The 18,631-nt window shown below is 66.6% G+C and carries 20 protein-coding genes; 11 read left to right on the top strand and 9 right to left on the bottom strand.

The window, feature by feature from the left end; genetic code table 11:
• Positions 1-208 precede the first annotated feature (208 nt).
• A complete protein-coding gene (locus tag KVP10_RS08845; protein ID WP_217964193.1) occupies positions 209-1,171 on the top strand; it encodes a LysR family transcriptional regulator in 963 nt (320 codons plus the stop codon).
• Here KVP10_RS08845 and KVP10_RS08840 read toward each other — a convergent pair.
• Positions 1,158-2,153 carry a Bug family tripartite tricarboxylate transporter substrate binding protein gene (locus KVP10_RS08840; protein WP_217964192.1) on the bottom strand — a complete coding sequence of 332 codons (996 nt, stop codon included), beginning with the start codon at positions 2,151-2,153 and terminating at the stop codon, positions 1,158-1,160. The two genes, KVP10_RS08845 and KVP10_RS08840, sit on opposite strands and share 14 nt — an antisense overlap.
• A gap of 214 nt (positions 2,154-2,367) precedes the next feature.
• Between KVP10_RS08840 and KVP10_RS08835 the strand changes: the two genes are divergently transcribed.
• Entirely contained in the window at positions 2,368-4,062 is a 1,695-nt protein-coding gene (locus KVP10_RS08835; protein WP_217964191.1) for a thiamine pyrophosphate-binding protein, read from the top strand.
• 93 nt (positions 4,063-4,155) lie between these two features.
• Positions 4,156-5,070: a dihydrodipicolinate synthase family protein gene (locus tag KVP10_RS08830; protein WP_217964190.1), complete on the top strand. Its 915-nt coding sequence runs from the start codon at positions 4,156-4,158 to the stop codon at positions 5,068-5,070.
• Positions 5,071-5,096: 26 nt separating this feature from the next.
• On the opposite strand, the gene KVP10_RS08825 is transcribed toward KVP10_RS08830, so the two are convergent.
• Positions 5,097-5,816, bottom strand: a complete 720-nt coding sequence (locus tag KVP10_RS08825) for a phosphatase PAP2 family protein (RefSeq protein ID WP_217964189.1) — start codon at positions 5,814-5,816, stop codon at positions 5,097-5,099.
• 16 nt (positions 5,817-5,832) lie between these two features.
• On the opposite strand from KVP10_RS08825, the gene KVP10_RS08820 reads away from it, so the two are divergent.
• From KVP10_RS08820 to KVP10_RS08800, 5 genes are read left to right on the top strand one after another with little or no spacing between them, the layout of a single operon-like run.
• Complete coding sequence (locus KVP10_RS08820) at positions 5,833-6,711, top strand: hypothetical protein (protein ID WP_217964188.1); 879 nt, start codon at positions 5,833-5,835, stop codon at positions 6,709-6,711.
• 43 nt (positions 6,712-6,754) lie between these two features.
• Complete coding sequence (locus tag KVP10_RS08815; RefSeq protein WP_217964187.1) at positions 6,755-7,405, top strand: DUF2157 domain-containing protein; 651 nt, start codon at positions 6,755-6,757, stop codon at positions 7,403-7,405.
• A 15-nt stretch (positions 7,406-7,420) separates the two neighbouring features.
• Positions 7,421-8,749 carry a YcaO-like family protein gene (locus tag KVP10_RS08810; protein ID WP_217964186.1) on the top strand — a complete coding sequence of 443 codons (1,329 nt, stop codon included), beginning with the start codon at positions 7,421-7,423 and terminating at the stop codon, positions 8,747-8,749.
• A gap of 19 nt (positions 8,750-8,768) precedes the next feature.
• The gene (locus KVP10_RS08805; RefSeq protein WP_217964185.1) at positions 8,769-9,530 is read left to right on the top strand and encodes a SagB/ThcOx family dehydrogenase; all 762 of its coding nucleotides are present in this window, start codon (positions 8,769-8,771) and stop codon (positions 9,528-9,530) included.
• Positions 9,531-9,580: 50 nt separating this feature from the next.
• Positions 9,581-10,627 (top strand): P1 family peptidase, encoded by a 1,047-nt coding sequence (locus tag KVP10_RS08800; protein ID WP_246600492.1) that lies wholly within the window; start codon positions 9,581-9,583, stop codon positions 10,625-10,627.
• Positions 10,628-10,646: 19 nt separating this feature from the next.
• Here KVP10_RS08800 and KVP10_RS08795 read toward each other — a convergent pair whose 3' ends face one another.
• Positions 10,647-11,093, bottom strand: a complete 447-nt coding sequence (locus KVP10_RS08795) for an SRPBCC family protein (RefSeq protein ID WP_217964184.1) — start codon at positions 11,091-11,093, stop codon at positions 10,647-10,649.
• A 186-nt stretch (positions 11,094-11,279) separates the two neighbouring features.
• On the opposite strand from KVP10_RS08795, the gene KVP10_RS21410 reads away from it, so the two are divergent.
• Complete coding sequence (locus KVP10_RS21410) at positions 11,280-11,408, top strand: hypothetical protein (protein ID WP_281421966.1); 129 nt, start codon at positions 11,280-11,282, stop codon at positions 11,406-11,408.
• Between the two features lie 74 nt (positions 11,409-11,482).
• Here KVP10_RS21410 and KVP10_RS08790 read toward each other — a convergent pair whose 3' ends face one another.
• Positions 11,483-11,908, bottom strand: a complete 426-nt coding sequence (locus tag KVP10_RS08790) for a VOC family protein (protein WP_217964183.1) — start codon at positions 11,906-11,908, stop codon at positions 11,483-11,485.
• Between the two features lie 293 nt (positions 11,909-12,201).
• On the opposite strand from KVP10_RS08790, the gene KVP10_RS08785 reads away from it, so the two are divergent.
• Positions 12,202-13,089 (top strand): LysR family transcriptional regulator, encoded by an 888-nt coding sequence (locus KVP10_RS08785; protein WP_217964182.1) that lies wholly within the window; start codon positions 12,202-12,204, stop codon positions 13,087-13,089.
• Here KVP10_RS08785 and KVP10_RS08780 read toward each other — a convergent pair.
• Genes KVP10_RS08780 through KVP10_RS08770 form a run of 3 tightly spaced genes read right to left on the bottom strand, consistent with a single transcriptional unit; the run spans position 13,086 to position 16,191 of the window.
• A complete protein-coding gene (locus KVP10_RS08780; RefSeq protein WP_217964181.1) occupies positions 13,086-13,955 on the bottom strand; it encodes an HpcH/HpaI aldolase/citrate lyase family protein in 870 nt (289 codons plus the stop codon). The two genes, KVP10_RS08785 and KVP10_RS08780, sit on opposite strands and share 4 nt — an antisense overlap.
• A gap of 11 nt (positions 13,956-13,966) precedes the next feature.
• Complete coding sequence (locus tag KVP10_RS08775) at positions 13,967-15,223, bottom strand: CaiB/BaiF CoA transferase family protein (protein ID WP_217964180.1); 1,257 nt, start codon at positions 15,221-15,223, stop codon at positions 13,967-13,969.
• Positions 15,220-16,191: a Bug family tripartite tricarboxylate transporter substrate binding protein gene (locus tag KVP10_RS08770; protein WP_217964179.1), complete on the bottom strand. Its 972-nt coding sequence runs from the start codon at positions 16,189-16,191 to the stop codon at positions 15,220-15,222. The genes KVP10_RS08775 and KVP10_RS08770 overlap by 4 nt, the downstream gene beginning before the upstream one ends.
• 65 nt (positions 16,192-16,256) lie before the next feature.
• Here KVP10_RS08770 and KVP10_RS08765 point away from each other — a divergent pair, with 65 nt between their 5' ends.
• Complete coding sequence (locus KVP10_RS08765; protein ID WP_217964178.1) at positions 16,257-16,781, top strand: MarR family winged helix-turn-helix transcriptional regulator; 525 nt, start codon at positions 16,257-16,259, stop codon at positions 16,779-16,781.
• 42 nt (positions 16,782-16,823) lie between these two features.
• Here the strand turns inward: KVP10_RS08765 and KVP10_RS08760 are convergent, their stop codons facing one another.
• Together KVP10_RS08760 and KVP10_RS08755 are read right to left on the bottom strand one after the other, a co-directional pair.
• Entirely contained in the window at positions 16,824-17,483 is a 660-nt protein-coding gene (locus tag KVP10_RS08760) for a DNA-3-methyladenine glycosylase family protein (protein WP_217964177.1), read from the bottom strand.
• Between the two features lie 70 nt (positions 17,484-17,553).
• Entirely contained in the window at positions 17,554-18,528 is a 975-nt protein-coding gene (locus KVP10_RS08755) for a glycosylasparaginase (protein ID WP_217964176.1), read from the bottom strand.
• Between the last annotated feature and the right edge of the window lie 103 nt (positions 18,529-18,631).

The raw sequence follows: 18,631 nt of genomic DNA, 5'->3' as shown, positions 1-18,631 counted from the left end.
GCTCGAAGAAATAACGGCATTATCAAGCATGCGTGGAAACCCGGCCGGGGCCCGCGCGTACGCCATGGCCGTCGCCCCAAAAGACCGCACCGCCCGCCGGCTGCCGCCTACGGGGGATGCGGCGATAATATCGCCATCATCCGTCCCATGGATGGCTCCCGCCGCCGGCTGGGGCGATACCGGGGCAACAGCAGTCCGGGGAACCCGCATGAATCCCACCGCACTCGAATATTTCGTCCGCATCGCGCAGTCCGGCAGCATATCGCGCACCGCCATCGAGGCGGGCATCGAACAATCCACCATGACGCGCCACATCGCGCGCCTGGAGGCCGACCTGAAGGTACGCCTGTTCCACCGCAGCGGCCGGGGCGTGGTGCTGACCGACGCCGGTTCGCTGCTGCTTACCCGGGCCCGCAAGGTGGCCGAAGCGCTGGACGAAACGCGCAAGCTGGCCGTCACGCTTGCGGACGAAGGCCCGTCGCAATTGGTGATCGCGGCCCAGCCGACGATCGCGCAGCGCAGCTTCGCGGCCGTGGCGCGCGCGCTGCGGGCTTGCTTTCCGGATACCCGGCTGCATATGGTAGAGGCGCTGGGCCACCAGATCATGAATTCCCTGGCCGACGGCAGGATCGATGTCGCCCTGCTGTACGTGCCGAATTCGCAGGCCAGCATGGTGGATATGGACGTGCTGCTGCACGAACCACTGTATCTCATCCTGCCCCCTGATTTTCCGCCCGTAGCCCCCACGACACCCGTCGCCCAGGTCTTCGACCAGCCGCTGATCCTGCCCGGCACGCCGCACGGCTTGCGCGGTCTGGTGGAGTCGCTGGCCCTGAACTGCAACCGGCACGTGCGCGTGGAAGTGGAATGCGACGGGTCCAACGCCATCGTCAAGAACCTGGTGCGGGCCGGCGTAGGCTGCGCGGTCCTGCCGCTGGCCACCGTCGCAGAAGAGGTGGCATTGGGCCAGTTGCAGGCGTCGCGCCTGGCCGAACCCGAGGTGACGCGCGAAATCGCCATCGCGACGGCGCGCAACCGGCCGCCCGTGATCGGCCAATGGGACATTCTGCAGACCTTGCGCCAGGCCATCCTCGGCCAGGCGGCGCAAGGTAATTGGCCGGGCGCCACCGAGGCAGCCAAGCCATCCGGCCCGGACATCAGTGCAGCTTGATATGGCCCTTGGCCGCGACGGCCGCCCACTTGGCGACTTCCGCCTTCTGGAAGGCAGCCAGTTCGTCGGGGCCGGCGCCTGATATGGTGATGCCCAGCCCTTGCAGGCGCTTTTGCACCTCGGGTTTTTGCAAGGTCGCGTGCATGACGGCGTAAAGCTTGTCGATAATCGGTCGGGGCGTGCCGGCCGGGGCGAACACTGCCTGCCACGACACGACTTCGTAGTGCTCCAGGCCATTGCCGAAGTCTTTCAGCGGCTTCACACCGGGCAGCATCGCCGCGGGCTGCGACGAAGTGACGGCCAAGGCCCGCAGCTTGCCCGACTGGATCAGCGGCAAGGCCGAGGTGATATTGTCGAACAGCAGGTCGATATCGCCGGCCGCCAGCGCCTGCAGCGACGGAGCGCTGCCCTTGTAGGGCACGTGCAGCATGTGCGCGCCGATGTCCTGGGCGAACAACTCGCCGGCCAGGTGCTGCGAGGAACCGACGCCGGACGAACCGAAGGTCAGGGCATCCTTCTTGCTGCGGGCCTTCTTGATGAGGTCCTCGACCGTCTTGTAGTCGCTATTGGCACGCACGACCAGCACATTGGGCAAGGTGCCGGTCAGGATGATGGGGGCAAACGACTTAACGGGATCGTAGCCGATCGAGGGATAGATGCTGACATTGATGGAATGCGAGCTGATCGTGCCGCCCACCAGCGTGTAGCCGTCGGGCTTGGCGCGCGCCGCGTAGGCCGTGCCCAGGCTGCCGCCGGTGCCCGGCTTGTTTTCCACCACCACCGACACGCCCAGCGCTTGGCCCAGGTACTGGGCATACATGCGGCCTAGGATGTCGGTAGCGCCTCCGGGGGCGAACGGCACGACATAATTGATGGGCCGATCGGGCCAGGCATTCGCCGCCGAGGCAGGCAAGGGAGCTGCCGCCGCAAGCGCAAGCAGGCCGGCCGCCGATAGCAGCAACTGTCTTCTGGCGATTTTCATGAATCTATCTCCTCGTTGGGCCGGGCCATGGCGAGGCCCGGTGGCTGAGCCACATATATAAAGAGCGGACATTCTACCTACCAGCCAGTCACCCAACACATGTCTTTTATGCATATCAGAAATGACACCTCGGCCCTAACGTTACTATGGAGCATCTCTATACACTGCGGCATATCCCGGCCTACAGCCATGCATAATTGAAAGGAATTGCAAGATGAAAGACTCGCTCACGCCCGATCGCGCGGCAGACGCCCAGGCTTGCGCACCGCGCCCGGCCGGCCGCGCCCTGGTGGACGCGTTGCGCGGGCACGGGGTCGACCGCGTATTCTGCGTGCCGGGGGAAAGTTACCTGGAAGTCCTGGACGCCCTGTACGACGCCCCCGAAATCGAATTGATCGTGACCAAGCACGAAGGCGCCGCCGCCGATATGGCCGAGGCCGACGGCAAGCTGACCGGGCGCCCCGGAATATGCATGGTCACGCGCGGGCCCGGCGCGACGCATGCCAGCATCGGCGTGCATATCGCCCAGCAGGATTCGACCCCGATGCTGATGTTCGTCGGCCAGATCGCCCGCGGCCATGTGGGACGCGAGGCTTTCCAGGAAGTGGATTACCAGGCCATGTTCGGCTCGCTGGCGAAATGGGTGGTCGAGATCAATGATGCCGACCGCATACCCGAAATCATGGCGCGCGCTTTCCACACCGCCATGTCGGGCCGGCCGGGGCCGGTGGTGATATCGCTGCCGGAAGACATGCTGCTGGACGCCTGCCACACGCCCGACTGCCCCGCCCTGCCCCTCGCGCCGGCCGCGGTCGCGCCGGACACGCTGGCGCACATCACGGACGCCCTGGCCGCAGCGCAGCGCCCGATCGTGTTCATAGGCGGGCCCGACTGGAGCGAAACCGCACGCCAGGACTTGGCGACATTCCTGGAACGCTGGAACCTGCCCGCCTCGTGCGCCTTCCGCCGCCAGGACGTCCTGGACAATCGCAACCCGCATTATGCCGGCCACATGAGCCTGGGCATGAATCCCGCGCTCGCTCGCCGCATCCGCGAAAGCGATCTCATATTGGCTATCGGCACGCGCCTGGGCGATGTCATGACCGATGGCTACACCTTGCTCGAGCCTCCGCGCCTGGCGCAGAAACTCATCCATATCCATGCCGACGCGGCGGAACTGAACCGCGTCTTCCAGGCCGACCTGGCCGTGCAGGCCCGCGCCGCCGAAGCCGTCGCCGCGCTGGCCAGCGCCACGCCGCCGGCCCGGCTGCCCTGGGGCGACTGGACCCGTTCGGCGCGCGCCGATCACGAGGCCTACAGCATCCCGCCAGCGCTGCCCGCAGGGCACGAAGGCGTGGACATGGCTTTCGTGATCAAGCACTTGTCGCAAACGCTGCCCGATGACGCCGTGCTGGCCAACGGCGCCGGAAACTATTCTGTGTGGCTGCATCGCTTCTACGAATACCGCGCGGGCCGCACCCAGCTCGCACCGACTTGCGGCGCCATGGGCTACGGCCTGCCGGCCGCCGTGGCCACCGCCCTGCGCGACAAGTCGCGCAGCGTGGTCTGCCTGGCCGGCGACGGCTGCTTCCTCATGTATCCGCAAGAATTGGCCACTGCCGCCGAATACGGCGCCTCGCTGGTAGTGATAGTGGTCGACAATGGCATGTACGGCACGATACGCATGCACCAGGAACGGCGCCACCCTGGCCGCGTCAGCGGCACGCGGCTGCAGGGACCGGATTATGCGGCGCTGGCGCGGTCCTTCGGCGCGCACGCCGAACGCGTTACCCGCAGCGAAGATTTCCCGGCGGCATTTGCCCGCGCCCGCGAGGCCGGCGGCCTGGCGCTGCTGGAACTGCGCGTGGATCCGCGCCAGATCACGCCGACGATGCGGCTGGCCGACTAGCGCCGCGCCGCACAGGACGCGGCGGCGCGGCCCGCCGCCACACATATGGCAGCACAAACAGCAGCAGGAACGACCAGGAACAAGGAACACATCATGAACGGAATTTCGGATAAGTTGCGCCAGGCCCTGACAGGCATCTCCGGCATACTGGTAACCCCCTTCGACAGCAACGACCAGATCGCGCCCGAGCGGCTGCGCCCGGTCATGGACAGGGCCATCGGCGCCGGAGTCGACATATTGGTGGTCAACGGCAATACCAGCGAGTTCTACGCGCTGCAGGCGCACGAGGCACAAGCCATGATGGAGGCCGTGACCGACATGGCCGCGGGCCGCGCGCCGGTCATCAATGGCGTGGGCCGCAGCGTGCACGAAGCCTGCGCGCTGGCGCGCGCCTCGCGCAAGGCAGGCGCCGACGGCATCATGGTGCACCAGACACCGGATCCGTTCGTGTCGCCGCGCGGCCTGGTAGATTATGTGCAAAGAGTCGCCGACGCGGCCGACGGCCTGCCCGTCATGCTGTACCTGCGCAACGACGCCATCGGCACGGACGCCATCGTGCGGCTGACCGAAATCCCCGGAGTGGCGGGGGTCAAGTGGGCCGCCCCCAGCCCCATCAAGCTGGCGCAAGCCATCGAACGCGCCGCTCCGGAAATCATCTGGGTGGGAGGCCTGGCCGAGACCTGGGCGCCGGCGCTGTGCGCGGTGGGCGCCCAGGGCTTTACTTCGGGGCTGATCAATATCTGGCCCGAGCGCTCGGTGGAAATCCTGCAGGCGCTGCGCGCCCAGGATTATGCGCAAGCCATGCAGCTCATCCGCGGCATCGAAGCGTTCGAGGACATCCGCGCGCAAGAACTCAATGGCACCAATGTCACCGGCGTGAAGGCCGCCTTGCAGATCATCGGCAACGACTGCGGCCCGACGCGCCCGCCCGCCGCGTGGCCCCTGACCAAGGAACAGCAGGCTCGCCTCGAGCAACTGGTGCGCAGATGGGGAATCACCCGCGCATGACGCGATAGCCTTTCGAATACAGTCTTTTATCTGCGCATATCGCCTGCCGGACGCTGGCCACCGGGCCCCATCGGCCAGATGGCCAGCGCCAGCAGGCCGAGCCCCAGGCCGGCGGCGATATCGATCAGGTCGTGCTGCCAGGTAGTCAGCGTCGACAGCAAGATCAGCAGGCACCAGCCGTCCCACAGCATGCGCACGCCGGGCCGAGCGCGGCCAGACCGGTCATGCATCCGCGGCAGCCACGCGCGCCAGACGAGCAAGAGCACGGCTGCGTGCAGCGACGGGAACATATTGAAAGGCCGCTCGAACGCGTGCAGTTGTGCGAACAACATGCCCGAAACACCGCCTGGATGCTGCAAAGGCCGCACATTGACCGACGGGAACATGCTGAACAGGGCGAAGCAGGCAAGCTGCACGGCGGCAATGCGCATGGCGTGGCGGCGCAGCGAGCGGACATCGTCGAACGCGAAGAAGGTGACGGGGAAGATCGCGTTCAGGCTGAGATAGGGCCAGATGGTCCAGGGCAGGAACGGAATCCAGTCGTCCCAGGCGCCGTGCAGCGAGAACGCGTGCGGCCGCGTCGCGGCCCAGCGGTTGGTCACGCTGTAGCCGACGATGAACAGCAGGCCCAGCAACAGCATCCACGCCAGCGCCTCACGCCAGGGATATGCCCCGCGCGACTCCGCGGCACGGACCTCGGACGAGGCGCCATGCGCGGCTACGCTAGAATTGGGTTCCTGCTGCATCGATAACGACGTCCTGATGTCCCGTTCGGCCACGCCAGAATCCACGGCAACGACAGCCCGCTCGCACAGCCCTGCAAGCCACTGGGTCAACAGCCCGGCCTGGGTGCTCCTGCAACAGGAGCATGCCGGCCGCAAGCTGCTGGTGTTGTCCGGCGGCGCCGACGAAACCTATATCGTAGACGAAGCCACGCCGGATGCCGTGGCCGGGCGCGTGCTCGAAGCGTGGCGCGAAGATCGCCTGGGCAACTTGCTGGACGACGCCGATTGCGGCGCGGCGGCGCGCCAGATATGCCGCGTAGGCGCCTTGATTCCCGCGCGGGCGCGGCCGGCTGCAGGCCGATATGCGCTGGCGTGGCTGGACGAGCCCTGGCCCGAGCTGGCCCAGGCGCTCGACGCGGCCGCCGCCGGCCATGGCCTGCCGCAACGCTGCGAGGCTCTCGGCGACGCCGAGCTGGTGGTGGCGGTGCGCCGCAACGGCGAATGGCGGCACACACTGGACCGTTATCTTTCATTACAACTTCAAGTGCCGCACTTGTTCATCGATGCGGCTTACCACCATACCCTGTGCATAGGCCCGTACGTGGTTCCGGGACAAACGGCCTGCATTGCATGCCTGGGCAATCGCGTGGCACGCCGCTGGGGCGATATGCCGGGGCCAGAGAGGCCCGAGGCGGCCAGGCATCCGCAGCCGCTGGCGGCGCTGCTTGCGCCGATGCTGGCCGCGCCGGCAGGCCTGCTGCCCTTCATCGAGCACAGCGCCAGCCTGAACCTGCAGACCTTGGCCGGTACGCGCGACAAAGTATTCCAATTGCCACGGTGCCCGGCTTGCGGCCATGCGCAACAGCCTGTATCGGGAGCGCTGCCGCTGCCCTGGTCCACGGCAGCGCCGTCGTAGAATTCCACCGGCCTCGAGGGGAGGCCATGACGAGGAGAGCCCAATGTACCGAGTTGCCAACCAGTTCGACCCGTCCAACCGCCAGGACGACCTGTCCGCGGCCGGCGGCGGCTCGACCTCGACGACATGCAGCTCCTGCGTAGCCACGCTGGCGGGCGCCAGCATAGTGACCGCGGTCATTTTCTCCCGCATCGCGCCGGGCAACGATGCGGAAACGGCCGGCGCCCCGCATGCCGCCGACGCCGCAAGCACTGCCGAAGACGCTGCGCCCGTCGCCTATGTCGACAATGCCGGCGCGGCCGCCAATCCCGGCTCCAATGAGCCTGTCTACACCGTAGACACCGCCGGCGCCGCGGAATCGAACGATCCGCAAGCGCTGCGGGCGGATCCCGAATCGCCCGCACACATTGCCGAACCCGTCGACGAGGCCGCGCCGCTGTCGTTCGCGGCTCGCACCATACTGGGGCTGGGATCGTTCATCCTCTCGATCGGGGTCGGCCTGCTCGGAGCGCAATTCGTGCAGCCGGTGTTCGGCTTCATTCTCTTCTGCGGCACCTACATCGGCCTGTTCTGCTGGGTCTACGAACGCTCCCGCCGCTCGGCGGGGCGCGGCGCCCTGATCGCCATCCTGGTACTGGCCGCCAGCCTGGCGGTGAGCGCCGTCGAAATGTATGTGTGGCTGCAGTTCATGTAGCGGGAAGCCTGAGGAATGCCGCAAACCGCCGCGCATCGGGCGCCTTTGTTGTCGCAGCATCTGCTGGCCCAGGCTGCCGGTTCCCGCTGCGGGCTGGCGCCCCCCGTCCACCTCGTGGATGCGCAGCCTTGCGATGCGCCGGGCCCGCTATTCGGCGGCAAACCGCTGTTCAATGCCGCCACGCCCAAGGACCCTGCCAATGCCTGGCAGACAGTTTCGGGGGCTGTGGCGCTGGCACGCGACCAGGCCGTCGCAGGCGCGCTGGCCGAGGCCCTGGAACGCCTGGCGGCCGCGCAGACCGCGCTGCCGCTGCGCCTGCGTGCCGACATCCCGGACGACGAGCGTCTGGACGACGACGCATTCGCGCTTTATTCCCGCGCGCAGCGCAGCCAGGCGGACTTTCCCTGGCCCATGGAGGCGACGGATCACGACTGTTACGCAGCCGTGTACCGGCTCGGCAACAACCGCGAATTCTGGGTGCCGCAGGAACTGGTGGGGCTGGGGCCACGCAGCGGAGCGGCACGCATGCCGTCGACGTCCAGCGGGCTGGCGGCGTGGCGTGACCAGGCCGGCGGCCCCTGGCTGGCGACGCTGCGCGCGGCGCAGGAATTGCTGGAACGCGACGCGCTGGCCACCACCTGGCTCAACGGACTGGGCGGCCGCCAATTGACCTTGCCGGCGGACTGGCAAGCTTATGCCGCGGACCATGGCGGCGAGCTTGCCGCCTTCGACCTGACACAGGCCTGGAATCCACAGCCGGTGATTGCCGTCGCGGGCGGTATGCCCTACCGTGGCCGCCCGCGCTTCGTGCTGGGCATCGCCTGCCGCGCCAGCCTGGGCGCGGCCCTGCACAAGGCGCTGCTGGAATGGTCGCAGGCGCTGACCTTCGCTGCCCACCTGGCCAATGGACCGAGCGACGAACTACCCCGCGAAGCCGGCGCCTTGCGCCGCTTCGACCAGCACGCCGTGTTCTATACGCTGCGCCCCGACCTATGGCGCCGCAGCGCGCTGCTCGCGCATGCCGCGCCTGCCCCCGCAACCGTAGCCGCTGCCGAAATCCAGGCCGATGCGCCCGACGTCCGGCAAGCCGCCGAACAACTTCGGCATCTACAGCTGTCGCTGGAACATAGCGGCATCGATCTCTATTACCGCGAGCTCACCACCGTCGACGTAGCGGCTTGCGGCCTGCGGGTAATGCGCGTGCTCTCGCCGCAATTGAGCGGCCTGCACGCCGACGAGCGCGCGCCCTTTCTCGGAGGGCGCTGCGCGGACGTCGAGTGGCGCTACCCCGGCAGCGCAAGGCACACGCCCTTCCCCAATCCTTTGCCGCATCCCTTGGGATGAACCGCTACTTCATGCCGCCATGAGCCTCGACCCCGGTTTCGATTCTTCCGATGACGCCCCTTGGGCCGATGCGCCGCTGTTCCGCCTGTTCTGGAAAAATGGCGAACTCAATGCCAGCCGCGCGGTTTCGATGGGCCAGCGCATCGCGCTCGACGCAGCAAGGCCTGGCGGCACCCCCGGCCCTGTGCATAGCCGGGCTGCGGTGCCGCTGCCCGACCTTGCCGGCGACGCAGCCGCGGCCTGGCAGCGCCGCCACAGCACACGCGCATTCGGCCCGCAAGCCGCCAGTGTGCAGGACTTGGGTGCGCTACTGCACCCGCTGCGCGCGCGACGGCACGAACCATACCGGCTGCTGCCATCGGGAGGCGCCAAATATCCGATCCAGACCTATGTCGCGCTGTGCCGCCTCGATGGCCCGCGCGAACTGGCGGGCCATATTGCCTGGTACGACAGCGAGGCCCATGGGCTGGCGCCGGTGCGCGACTGCCCCGCGTGGGAAACCCTGGCGCGCGTGCTGGGCGTGGACTGGCCCGACGGGCCCGCCGCGGTGATTTTCCTGATAGCCCGCCCCGAAAACATGCTGGCAAAATACGGCGAGCGCGGCGGGCGTTTCATGCTGCTCGAGGCGGGCGCTTATCTCGGCGCGCTCAGCTACCAGGCGGCGCAGGCCGGCTGGGGCGGCTGCGCCATCGGCTCGTTTCATGACGCAGCCCTGTTGTCGCTGCTGGGTCTCGACGCGGAGCGCCATCTTGCGGTACTGGCCTATGCTTGCGGCCCGTAACGGGAACATGCCGACGCAAGCTAGAACTAAAACACGAAACAGGAACACACATGAAGACTCGCGACTACATCATGCCGCTGGCCGACCTCGCGGCCAGACAGCCAGCCTTGCTTGCGGGCTTCGACGACGTAGCCATCGGCCATGACACCGATACGCGCCGCCCCACGGGCTGCACCGTATTCCTGTTCAGGCAGGGGGTGTGCGCCTCGGCCGATGTGCGCGGCGGTGCGCCCGGCACGCGCGAAACCGCGCTGCTGGAGCCGGTCAACACGGTATCGAGCATCCACGGCCTGGTGCTGTCCGGCGGCAGCGCCTATGGGCTGGATGCGGCCAGCGGCGTGATGCGCTGGCTGGCCGAACAACGCATCGGCTTCCAGCTCGGCCAGCGTGTCATACCCATCGTCCCGGCCGCGGTGCTGTACGACCTGGAAGTAGGCGACGCCGATGCCTACCCGGACGCGCAGTCCGGGTATCGCGCCTGCCGGAACGCCTTGCGGCTCGCTAACGCACAAGACGGCTCGGTAGGCGCGGGCGCCGGCGCAACAGCGGGCAAGCTGTTCGGCATGGACCGCGCCATGCGTTCGGGCATAGGCATGATGGCCTGCCACATCCCTGGCACGGACGTGGTCGTCATCGCCGTGGTGGCGGCCAATCCGGTGGGCGACATCTATGCGGAGCAAAGTCCTGAAGTGCTGGCCGGCGCCCGCGCGGACGAGCGCGGCCGCTACCTGCATACCGCTCACAGCATGATAGAAGCCGCGGAATCGGGCATGCCGCACCTGTTCGCAAGCAACACCACGATAGGCGCCATACTCACCAACGCGCCGCTGGACAAGGCGCAGTTGCAGAAGGTGGCGCAGATGGGGCATGACGGATTGGCCCGCACGATCAACCCCATCCACACGCCGCTGGACGGCGACACCTTGTTCGCCGTCAGCACCGCGCGCAGCCGGACGTCCCTGTCCGTGGGCCTGCTGGGCACAGTCGCCGCGGAAGTAGTGGCCGCCGCCACCGTGCGCGCCGCCCTGCAGGCCGACAGCCTGCCCGGGCTGCCCTGCCATCGGGACTGGCGTATCGCGGGCTCATCGCCCGCTTGAACCAGGCACCCTTGGGGAATCAGCCGGGAATCTCGGGCTCCACCAGTTTCGCCAGTTGCGCCAGGGATTCCTGCCAGCCGAGATAGCACATTTCCACGGGAATAGCCTCGGGCACGCCCTCTTGCACAATAGAAAGTTCGGTGCCGCAAGCCACCGGCCGCAGCGAAATCCGGGTGTGCATGCTGCCCGGCAAGCCTGGGGCATCGAACTGGTCCGTGTAGCGGATGGTCTCGAACGGCACCAGCTCGAGATATTCGCCGCTGAAGGAATGGCTGCTGCCGTTGCCGAAGTTGCGGAAGGACATCTTGTAGCCGCCACCGACCCGCGCATCCATGTGGTGAACCTGGCATGTGAACCCATAGGGCGGCAGCCACTTTGCCATCGCATCGGGCTCGAGGAACGCCCGATATACGCGTTCGGGCACGGCGCGCAGGACACGATGGAGCTTGACGGTACCGGTAGCCATGGCGGCCCCCTCTTCTATAGAACAAATTCGGACTTGCTGCCTGGGCCCGACGGCCTGCGGCCAGTCTAACAATTCCTGCCGGAGCCTTCCATCGCAAAAAGCCCTGCAGCCCTGGGGCCCATGAACGCCATAAGGGGGCCGCCCGTGTTAAAAATTGGTACTTTTTTTTATTGTACGGGGTGCATCATGTTCGGGCGTTGGGTGGCGGTATTGCTGCTGGTGGGTGCTTTGTTTTCCTTGGCGGGCTGCAACACAGTAGCCGGCCTGGGGCAGGACGTGACGAGCTCCGCCCGCACCGTTCAACACGCCCTGTAGGCCGTCCGGCCGACTGCCCTCACGGGGCAGACGAGCACCCGCAACCGGCAGCGCCCGCGCCGCCGGCTTTGCCGCTATTTGGCGAAAAGCTGGCCCATATCCTTGAACGCCTTGAATTCCAGGGCGTTGCCACAGGGGTCGAGCAGGAACATGGTGGCCTGTTCGCCCACCTGGCCCTTGAAACGGACATAGGGCTCGATCACGAATTTCGTGCCGAACGACTTCAGGCGCTCGGCCAGGGCTTCCCATTGCGCCCATTGCAGCACAATGCCGAAATGCGGCACCGGCACATCGTGGCCGTCGACGGGATTGGTATGGGCGTGGTCCTGCGAGACTGTCTTGGGATGTTCGTGGATCACCAATTGGTGGCCATAGAAATCGAAATCCACCCATTGGGTGCTGGAACGGCCCTCTTCCAGGCCGAACACTTCGCCATAGAAGCGCCGGGCAGCGGAAAGATCGTAAACGGGAATGGCGAGGTGGAACGGGGACAAGCTCATGCGGGACTCTGACGTTTGATAAAAGGGTTTGAGAATACGGAGGATCGAAGAATTGTATGCGGACGGCGGATAGGTGAGCTGCGGGGCGCCATGCCCCGGCCGACGCCGGATGCCTTCAAGCGCAAGGCCCGGGCAAGCGCAAGGGCCGGTCGGCTCGCCTGCAAGCTGCTTCACGCCCCGCCCTGCCTGGCCAGCGCTTGCCATCATATAGCGGATGACTAAATAAAAAAATCAATATATATTCTTATAAAACACAAATTTTATTGATTAATTAACAAGTGACGGATTGATGCATGATCCGCGAACTCAAGACCTTCATTGCCGTTGCCCAGGAAGGCAGCTTCGCCGCCGCGGGCGACAAGATCGGGCTGACGCAATCGGCGGTCAGCGCGCAGATGCAGCGGCTGGAACATGCGCTGGGCCTGGCGCTGTTCGAACGCGCGGGCCGGTCCGCCCGCATCAGCAAGGCGGGGCGGCAGGTCCTCGAGCAGGCCGGCGAACTCATCCGGCTCTATAACCACCTGGGTTCCGCCCAGGCGGACGTCAACCCCGGCGGGCTCGTGACCCTGGGCGCGATCGCCTCGGTGCAGCGCACCCTGGTGCCGGACGCCTTGGCACGCTTCTATCGGCGCCACCCCGGCTGCCGCACGCGTATCGTCCCGGGCCTGTCCATCGAACTGGTGAACCTGGTCGACGCTGGAGAAATCGACATGGCGGCGATCATCCGGCCGCCCTTCTCGCTGCAAAGCGACCTGCAATGCACAGTGCTGGCGCGCGAACCGTTTCGCCTGATCGCGCCGCGCGATGCGCCGGACGGCGACTGGGCCGAGCTGCTGGCCAGCCAGCCTTTCATCCGCTACGAGCGCACATCCTTCGGCGGGCGCCAGGTCGATCGCTTCCTGCGCGGCATGCAGCTTGCCCCGCAAGAAGTATGCGAAGCCGACGAACTGGAAGCCATCGTCAAACTGGTGGGCAACGGGGTGGGCATCGCCCTGCTGCCGCAAACCGCGGCCTACAAGCGCTGGCCCGCCGGGGTCAAGGCGATCGACCTGGGCCCGCATACCTTCCACCGGGACATCGTGCTGGTGCATCGCGCCGAACAGGCCCTGGCCGAGCCCGCCCTCACCCTTGTGCAACTATTGGAGCAGCAAGCCGCCCACGCGACGGCGGCTGGCGCCTAGGCCCGCGGACCGGCGGGCTCGCCCCATTCCAGATAACGTTGCGCCCGCTCGACGATGGGCTGGTCTATCATGCGGCCGTCCAGCATGGCTGCCCCGGCGCCCGCAGCGCTGCTCTGCTGGTAGGCCCGGACCACGCGCCGCGCCCAGGCGACTTCGGTGGGCGAAGGCGAAAAACAACGGTTCAATACCGGAATCTGGGCCGGATGCACGGCAACGCTGCCCGTGAAGCCCAGGGCGCGGGCGCGCAGCACTTCATGCTCGTAGCGCTGCAGGTCGGCGATTTCCGCCACGCCGGCAGCCAGCCCCCAGCACTCCAGGCCATGGGCGTGCGCCGCCGTAATCACGTGCTGTGCGGACCAGGCCAGCACCTCCGGGTCGGGCTCGATGCCCAGCGCCGTGCAGTAGTCTTCGGCGCCGAATCCCAGGGCCTGCAGCCTGTCGCTGCTGCGGGCGATCGCGGCGGCGTTCAGGATGGCGCGCGGTGATTCCAGTACGGCGGCGATCGCCGGCACAGCCCGATCGCCCCCGCGCGAAAACAGGCGTTCCAGTTCCTGCACAAACACGAGCACTTGCTCGGGGCCATGCACTTTCGGCAGCATCACCAGGCTGATCGTACCGGCCGGCGCGAGCGCGGCGTGGGCAAGATCGAGCCGCCACAGTTCCTCGGCGGCGTTGACCCGCAACCCCACTGTCGCCCCCTCGCCGCTCAAGCGCAGCGCGGCGTCCGGCGCCCGCTCCCGGGCTTCCTGCTTGCGCTGCGGCACGACCGAATCCTCGAGGTCGAGGATGATGGCATCGGCGCCGCGCTGCGCGGCCTTTTCCAGAAAATGAGGTGCCGTCGCGGGCACGAACAGCAAGGAACGCATATGAGATCCTTTCACTCGCATTCGATCGCTCCGGCAGCGGCCAGGGCTTCGAGGTCGCCGCCATCGAAACCCGCAGCCCGCAAGACTTCCGCCGTGTGCTGGCCGCGCCGCGGCGCAGGCATGCGCAGCGCGCCCGGGGTGCCGGACAGCCTGGGCGTGATGCCATGCATGACCACGCCATCTTGCGCATCGGCCGGGCGCGAACGCATGTACACGCCGCGTTCGGCCACATGGCGGTCCGCCAGCAATTCCCCGACCTCGTACACCGGGCCGACGGTCACCCCCGCGGCGCGAAACAGATCCAGGCATTCGGCCAGGCCGTGGCGGCCGACGAATTCCTGCATCATTTCCTCGACTTGCGCATCGTTTTCCAGCCTGGCGGCATTCGTGGAAAAACACGGGTCGCCGCAGAGCTCGCCGCGGCCTATCGTTTCCAGCACGCGGCGCGCCATCTTCTCGGTGGAGCCCGACATGCATACCCATTTTCCGTCCCGGCATCGATAGACGCCGCGCGGCGAAGCGATCTTGCGGCGGGCATCGGGCTGCACGCCGGTGCGCGCGTAGACGGCCGCGTCGGGGCCCATGATGGCGGCCATGGGTTCCAGCAATGAAAGATCGATGACCTGGCCGCGGCCGCCGCCCACCTCCAGCTCGCGCAACGCGGCCAGCGTCGCATAAGCGCCGGTCAGCCCGGCGATCATGTCCGCCAGGGCCATATTGGGCAGCAAAGGCGGATCGCCATCGCGGCCGCTCTTGCGGGCATAGCCCGAAAAACCCTCGATGAGGCTGCCGAAACCCGGCAGCTCTCGATAAGGCCCGGTCTGCCCCCAGCCGGACACGCGCACCACGATGAGCCGCGGATTACGCGCGTGCAGGACCTCGGGCCCGAGCCCCATGTGCTCGAGCGTGCCGGGCTTGAAGCTTTCGACCAGGACCTGCGCGGTGTCGAGCAAACGCAGCAGCACTTCGAGCCCCGCGGCGGAGCGCAAGTTCAGCGCCACGCTGCGTTTGTTGCGCCCGTACACTTGCCACCATCCGTCGAATTGCTCGTCCCCATCGGCCTCGCGCCAGTCCCGCAGCGGGTCTCCGGCGCCCGCGGTTTCGATCTTCAACACGTCCGCGCCGAAATCGGCCAGTTGCAGCGAGAGCATATTGCCGGCCACCAGCCGGCTCATGTCCACGACGCGCACGCCACGCAAGGGGCCGCGCGCCGATGCTTCGAACGGCGCCTCGGGCAGCGACCCACAACGCTCTTGCGCCACGGTCATTGGCCCTTCTTCAGGTGCAACTGGGTCAGCAACTGGCCCCAGGAAACCGCGTCGTGGCGGAAATCCGCCGCGAACTGCTCATTGGAAATCGCCAGCACATCGGTATCCAGTTTGGCGAACGACGCGATCATCGCCGGATTCTTCTGCGCCTGGGCCACCGCCGCGTAGATGCGGCCAGCGATAGGAGCCGGGATGCCCTTCGGGCCGAACAGGCCGCCGATAGTGCTTATGCTGAGCCCTGGAAACCCGCTTTCGGACAGCGTCGGCACATCCGGCAGCGAGGGCGAACGCTTCGGGCCGGTCACGGCCAAGGCCCGCAGGCGGCCGGACTTGATGAGCGGCATCGAAGCCGTAAGCGAATCGGAACTGAACAGCACCTGGCCGCCGATCAGGTCGGACAGGGACTGGCCGCTGCCCTTGTACGGCACGTGGGTCGCGCTCAGGCCCGCCTTTTTCAGCAGGAGCTCGCTGGCCAGGTGCGTCATCGTGCCCAGGCCGGCCGAAGAATAGGCCGTCTTGCCGGCACGCACTTTATCCAGCAGCTCGGCCAGGGTCTTGGGCGCGCCAGGCTTGTTGGCGACCAGCACCACGAACTGCGCACGCATCACCGGCGCCACGGGCATCAAGTCGGAATAGCGGAACTTGGCGTCGGGCAGCATCAGCGGCGCCACCAGCAAGGGCGCCGTGGAACTGAACAGCAGCGTGTAGCCGTCGCTCTTGCTGTGCGCGACGTACTCGTCGCCGATTATTCCCGAGGCGCCCGGGCGATTTTCGACGATGACGCTCTGCCCCAGTTCGGGCCCCATGTACTGCGCAATCAGCCTGGCCATGATGTCGCTGCCCGACCCCGAACCCTGGGTGACCACGATTTTCACCGGCCTGTCGGGCCAGGACGCGGAAAAGGCCGGACTGAGGCCGGCTGCCGAAAGAAATATGCCTAAGACCAGGCGCAAAACGGTACGATACATGTTGTCTCCTGTTTTCGATTCGGATTGAAATATAGGCCTGTTTATTTGCTACGTCAAATTTATCCATGACAAATAAAACCTCGCGCGGCAGCCGCACGGCCAAGCCGTCCCTGTCCGGCCTGGACATTCCAGACGACCTGATCACCTTCCGGGTAACGGTCTTGTCGCAATTGGTCTCCAGGGTCGTGAACGGCCATGTGGGCCAGGCCCTGGGGCTGTCCAGCCGCCAATGGCGCCTGCTGATCACGCTCAACCGGCTGGACCGGCCATCGACCTCGGGCGAAATCGCCCAGTTCGCGCACCTGGACTACAGCCAGGTCAGCCGGGCCGGCTACGAACTCCTGCAAAAAGGCCTGGTCAGCTATGCCGCCGACCCGAGCGACAGGCGCAAGTCATACCTGGAGATGACCAAGGAAGGGAAAAAGGTGCTGGACGAGGGGCTGGCCGGCACGATGCGGCGCCAGGAACGCCTGAGCTCGGTCATGACCGGCGAGGAATATGAGATCTTCATCAAGGTCATGCGCAAGCTCACCGACGAGGCGCGGCGCATGATAGACGAGACCCGGGCGGGCGACGCTACGGACGACTAGTCCGCTGAAACATCGGAACAGGGACCAGGGATGCGGCAGGCCCTACAGCCCCAGGCCTTCGCGCTCGCGGGTCTTGCGATAAAAGCGCCAGAACAATAGCGCCGCGGCGGCCCGATGCGGCGCCCAGGCGGCCGCGATGGCGACAAGCTCATTCCTGTCCGGCGAGCGCCCTAGCCCCAGCGCATCGCCTACCGCCCGCTGCAAGGCAATGTCGCCCGCCGGGAAAATATCGGGGTGGCCCGCGCAGAACATCAAGTAGATCTCGGCCGTCCATGGGCCTATGCCCTTGAAGCTCGTAAGCCGCGCCAGGGCCTCTTCGGTAGGCAGACGTTCGATGGCGGGCAGGTCGAGTTCGCCCGCGACCATGGCTTGCGCCACGCCCGTCAAGGTGCGCAGCTTGCCGCTCGACAGGCCTACGCCCTGCATGCCGCGCTCGCCCAGGCGCAAAAACCCCTCGGGCGTGGTGGCCCCGGCGACGGCTTCCAGCCGCCCCCAGATCGCCTCGGCCGAGGCGACGGACACCTGCTGGCCGCACACTACCCGGGCCAGCCCGGCAAAACCGGGAGGCCGCGACCGGGCCGGAACCGCGCCCACGGCCTCGTGTATGGCGCGCAGCCGAGGATCTATCTCGGCAAGCCGCCGCAAGTGCCGCGTCACGGCGGCCTGGGATGTGAGGCGGTTGGGCAGAATATTGGCAGTCATGATCGGCCTCGGATGCGGGACGTGGGCATCCTGCCGATTTTAGAGCTTGCCCCGATCGACACGCAGCGGCCTACGCCGTATACACCGTCATGGCGATCTTCTTGGCCTGCGGCGCACGCTCGGAAATTTGTATCAATTCCGCGGGCCGCGCCTCGGGGGCCTGCATGCCATCGGTCCAGAACCAGTAATGGTTGCCCGGCAGTCCATTGACGGCGACGACCCGGTGATTGCCGCGGTTGTCAATGGCGTGGATCGTGACGCGGTTTATGAGGCCTCCTTTCAGCGCTCGCATGTCGTTGACCGCTTCTTCGACGGCGCGCTCGACGGACATGCCCATCTTCATGTACAGCACGACGGCACGCGCGGTGCCAGCACGTATGGTCATTTCTCCCGCACCGGTGCAAGCACATGCGCCATAGCGGCTGTCCGCATAGGAACCGGCGCCGATGACGGGGCTGTCGCCCAGCCGCCCCGGATACTTCCAGCCCCACCCGGAAGTGCTCGTGCCGGACACAATATTGCGATTTGCATCGAGCGCAATGAATACGGTGGTGTCTTTACCGATTTCGGGATCAACGGCATTGTGGCAATAGCGGGTAAGCGGCACGTCCGGCCAGTTGCCGCGGTCTGCTTCGCTTACCTCGGCGTCGAACCAGCGCTGCCACGCGGCGCGCGAATGATCGGCCAGCAGATCGCATTGCTCGGCACCGATCTCGGCCGCGAAACGTGCCGCGCCGGCGCCGATGAGGAGTTCGTGTGGCAGGCGCTCCAGCACCTCGCGCGCCACGCTGACCGGGTGGCGGAAACCCTGCAGGCCGCCGACAGCACCGGTTCTCAGGCTGGTGCCGTCCATGACGGAGGCGTCCAGTTCGACTTCGCCGAGCAGGTTGGGCCAGCCGCCGCGTCCGACGGTGCGCACTTCCTCGTCGTCTTCGACCAGCCGGATGCCCGCCTCTACCGCGTCCAACCCCGGCTTTCCTTGCGCCAGCATGCTCGCAGTGGCAGGTATGCCTGACTTGCCCTCGTTATTGGAAATGACAATCACGATATATTCCTGTGCATGGGGCGCGAGCCCGCGCCCCGTTTGAACCCCGCGCAGTTCGCAGCGTAGGTACTATGGATAGTATTTATTAGCGGCCGCCCGCGGC

The sequence above is a fragment of the Candidimonas humi genome (assembly GCF_019166065.1).
Taxonomy (GTDB): Bacteria; Pseudomonadota; Gammaproteobacteria; order Burkholderiales; family Burkholderiaceae_B; genus Candidimonas; species Candidimonas humi.
The sequence above is the reverse complement of the archived record's forward strand: the minus strand, read 5'-3'. Positions and strand labels throughout refer to the sequence as shown.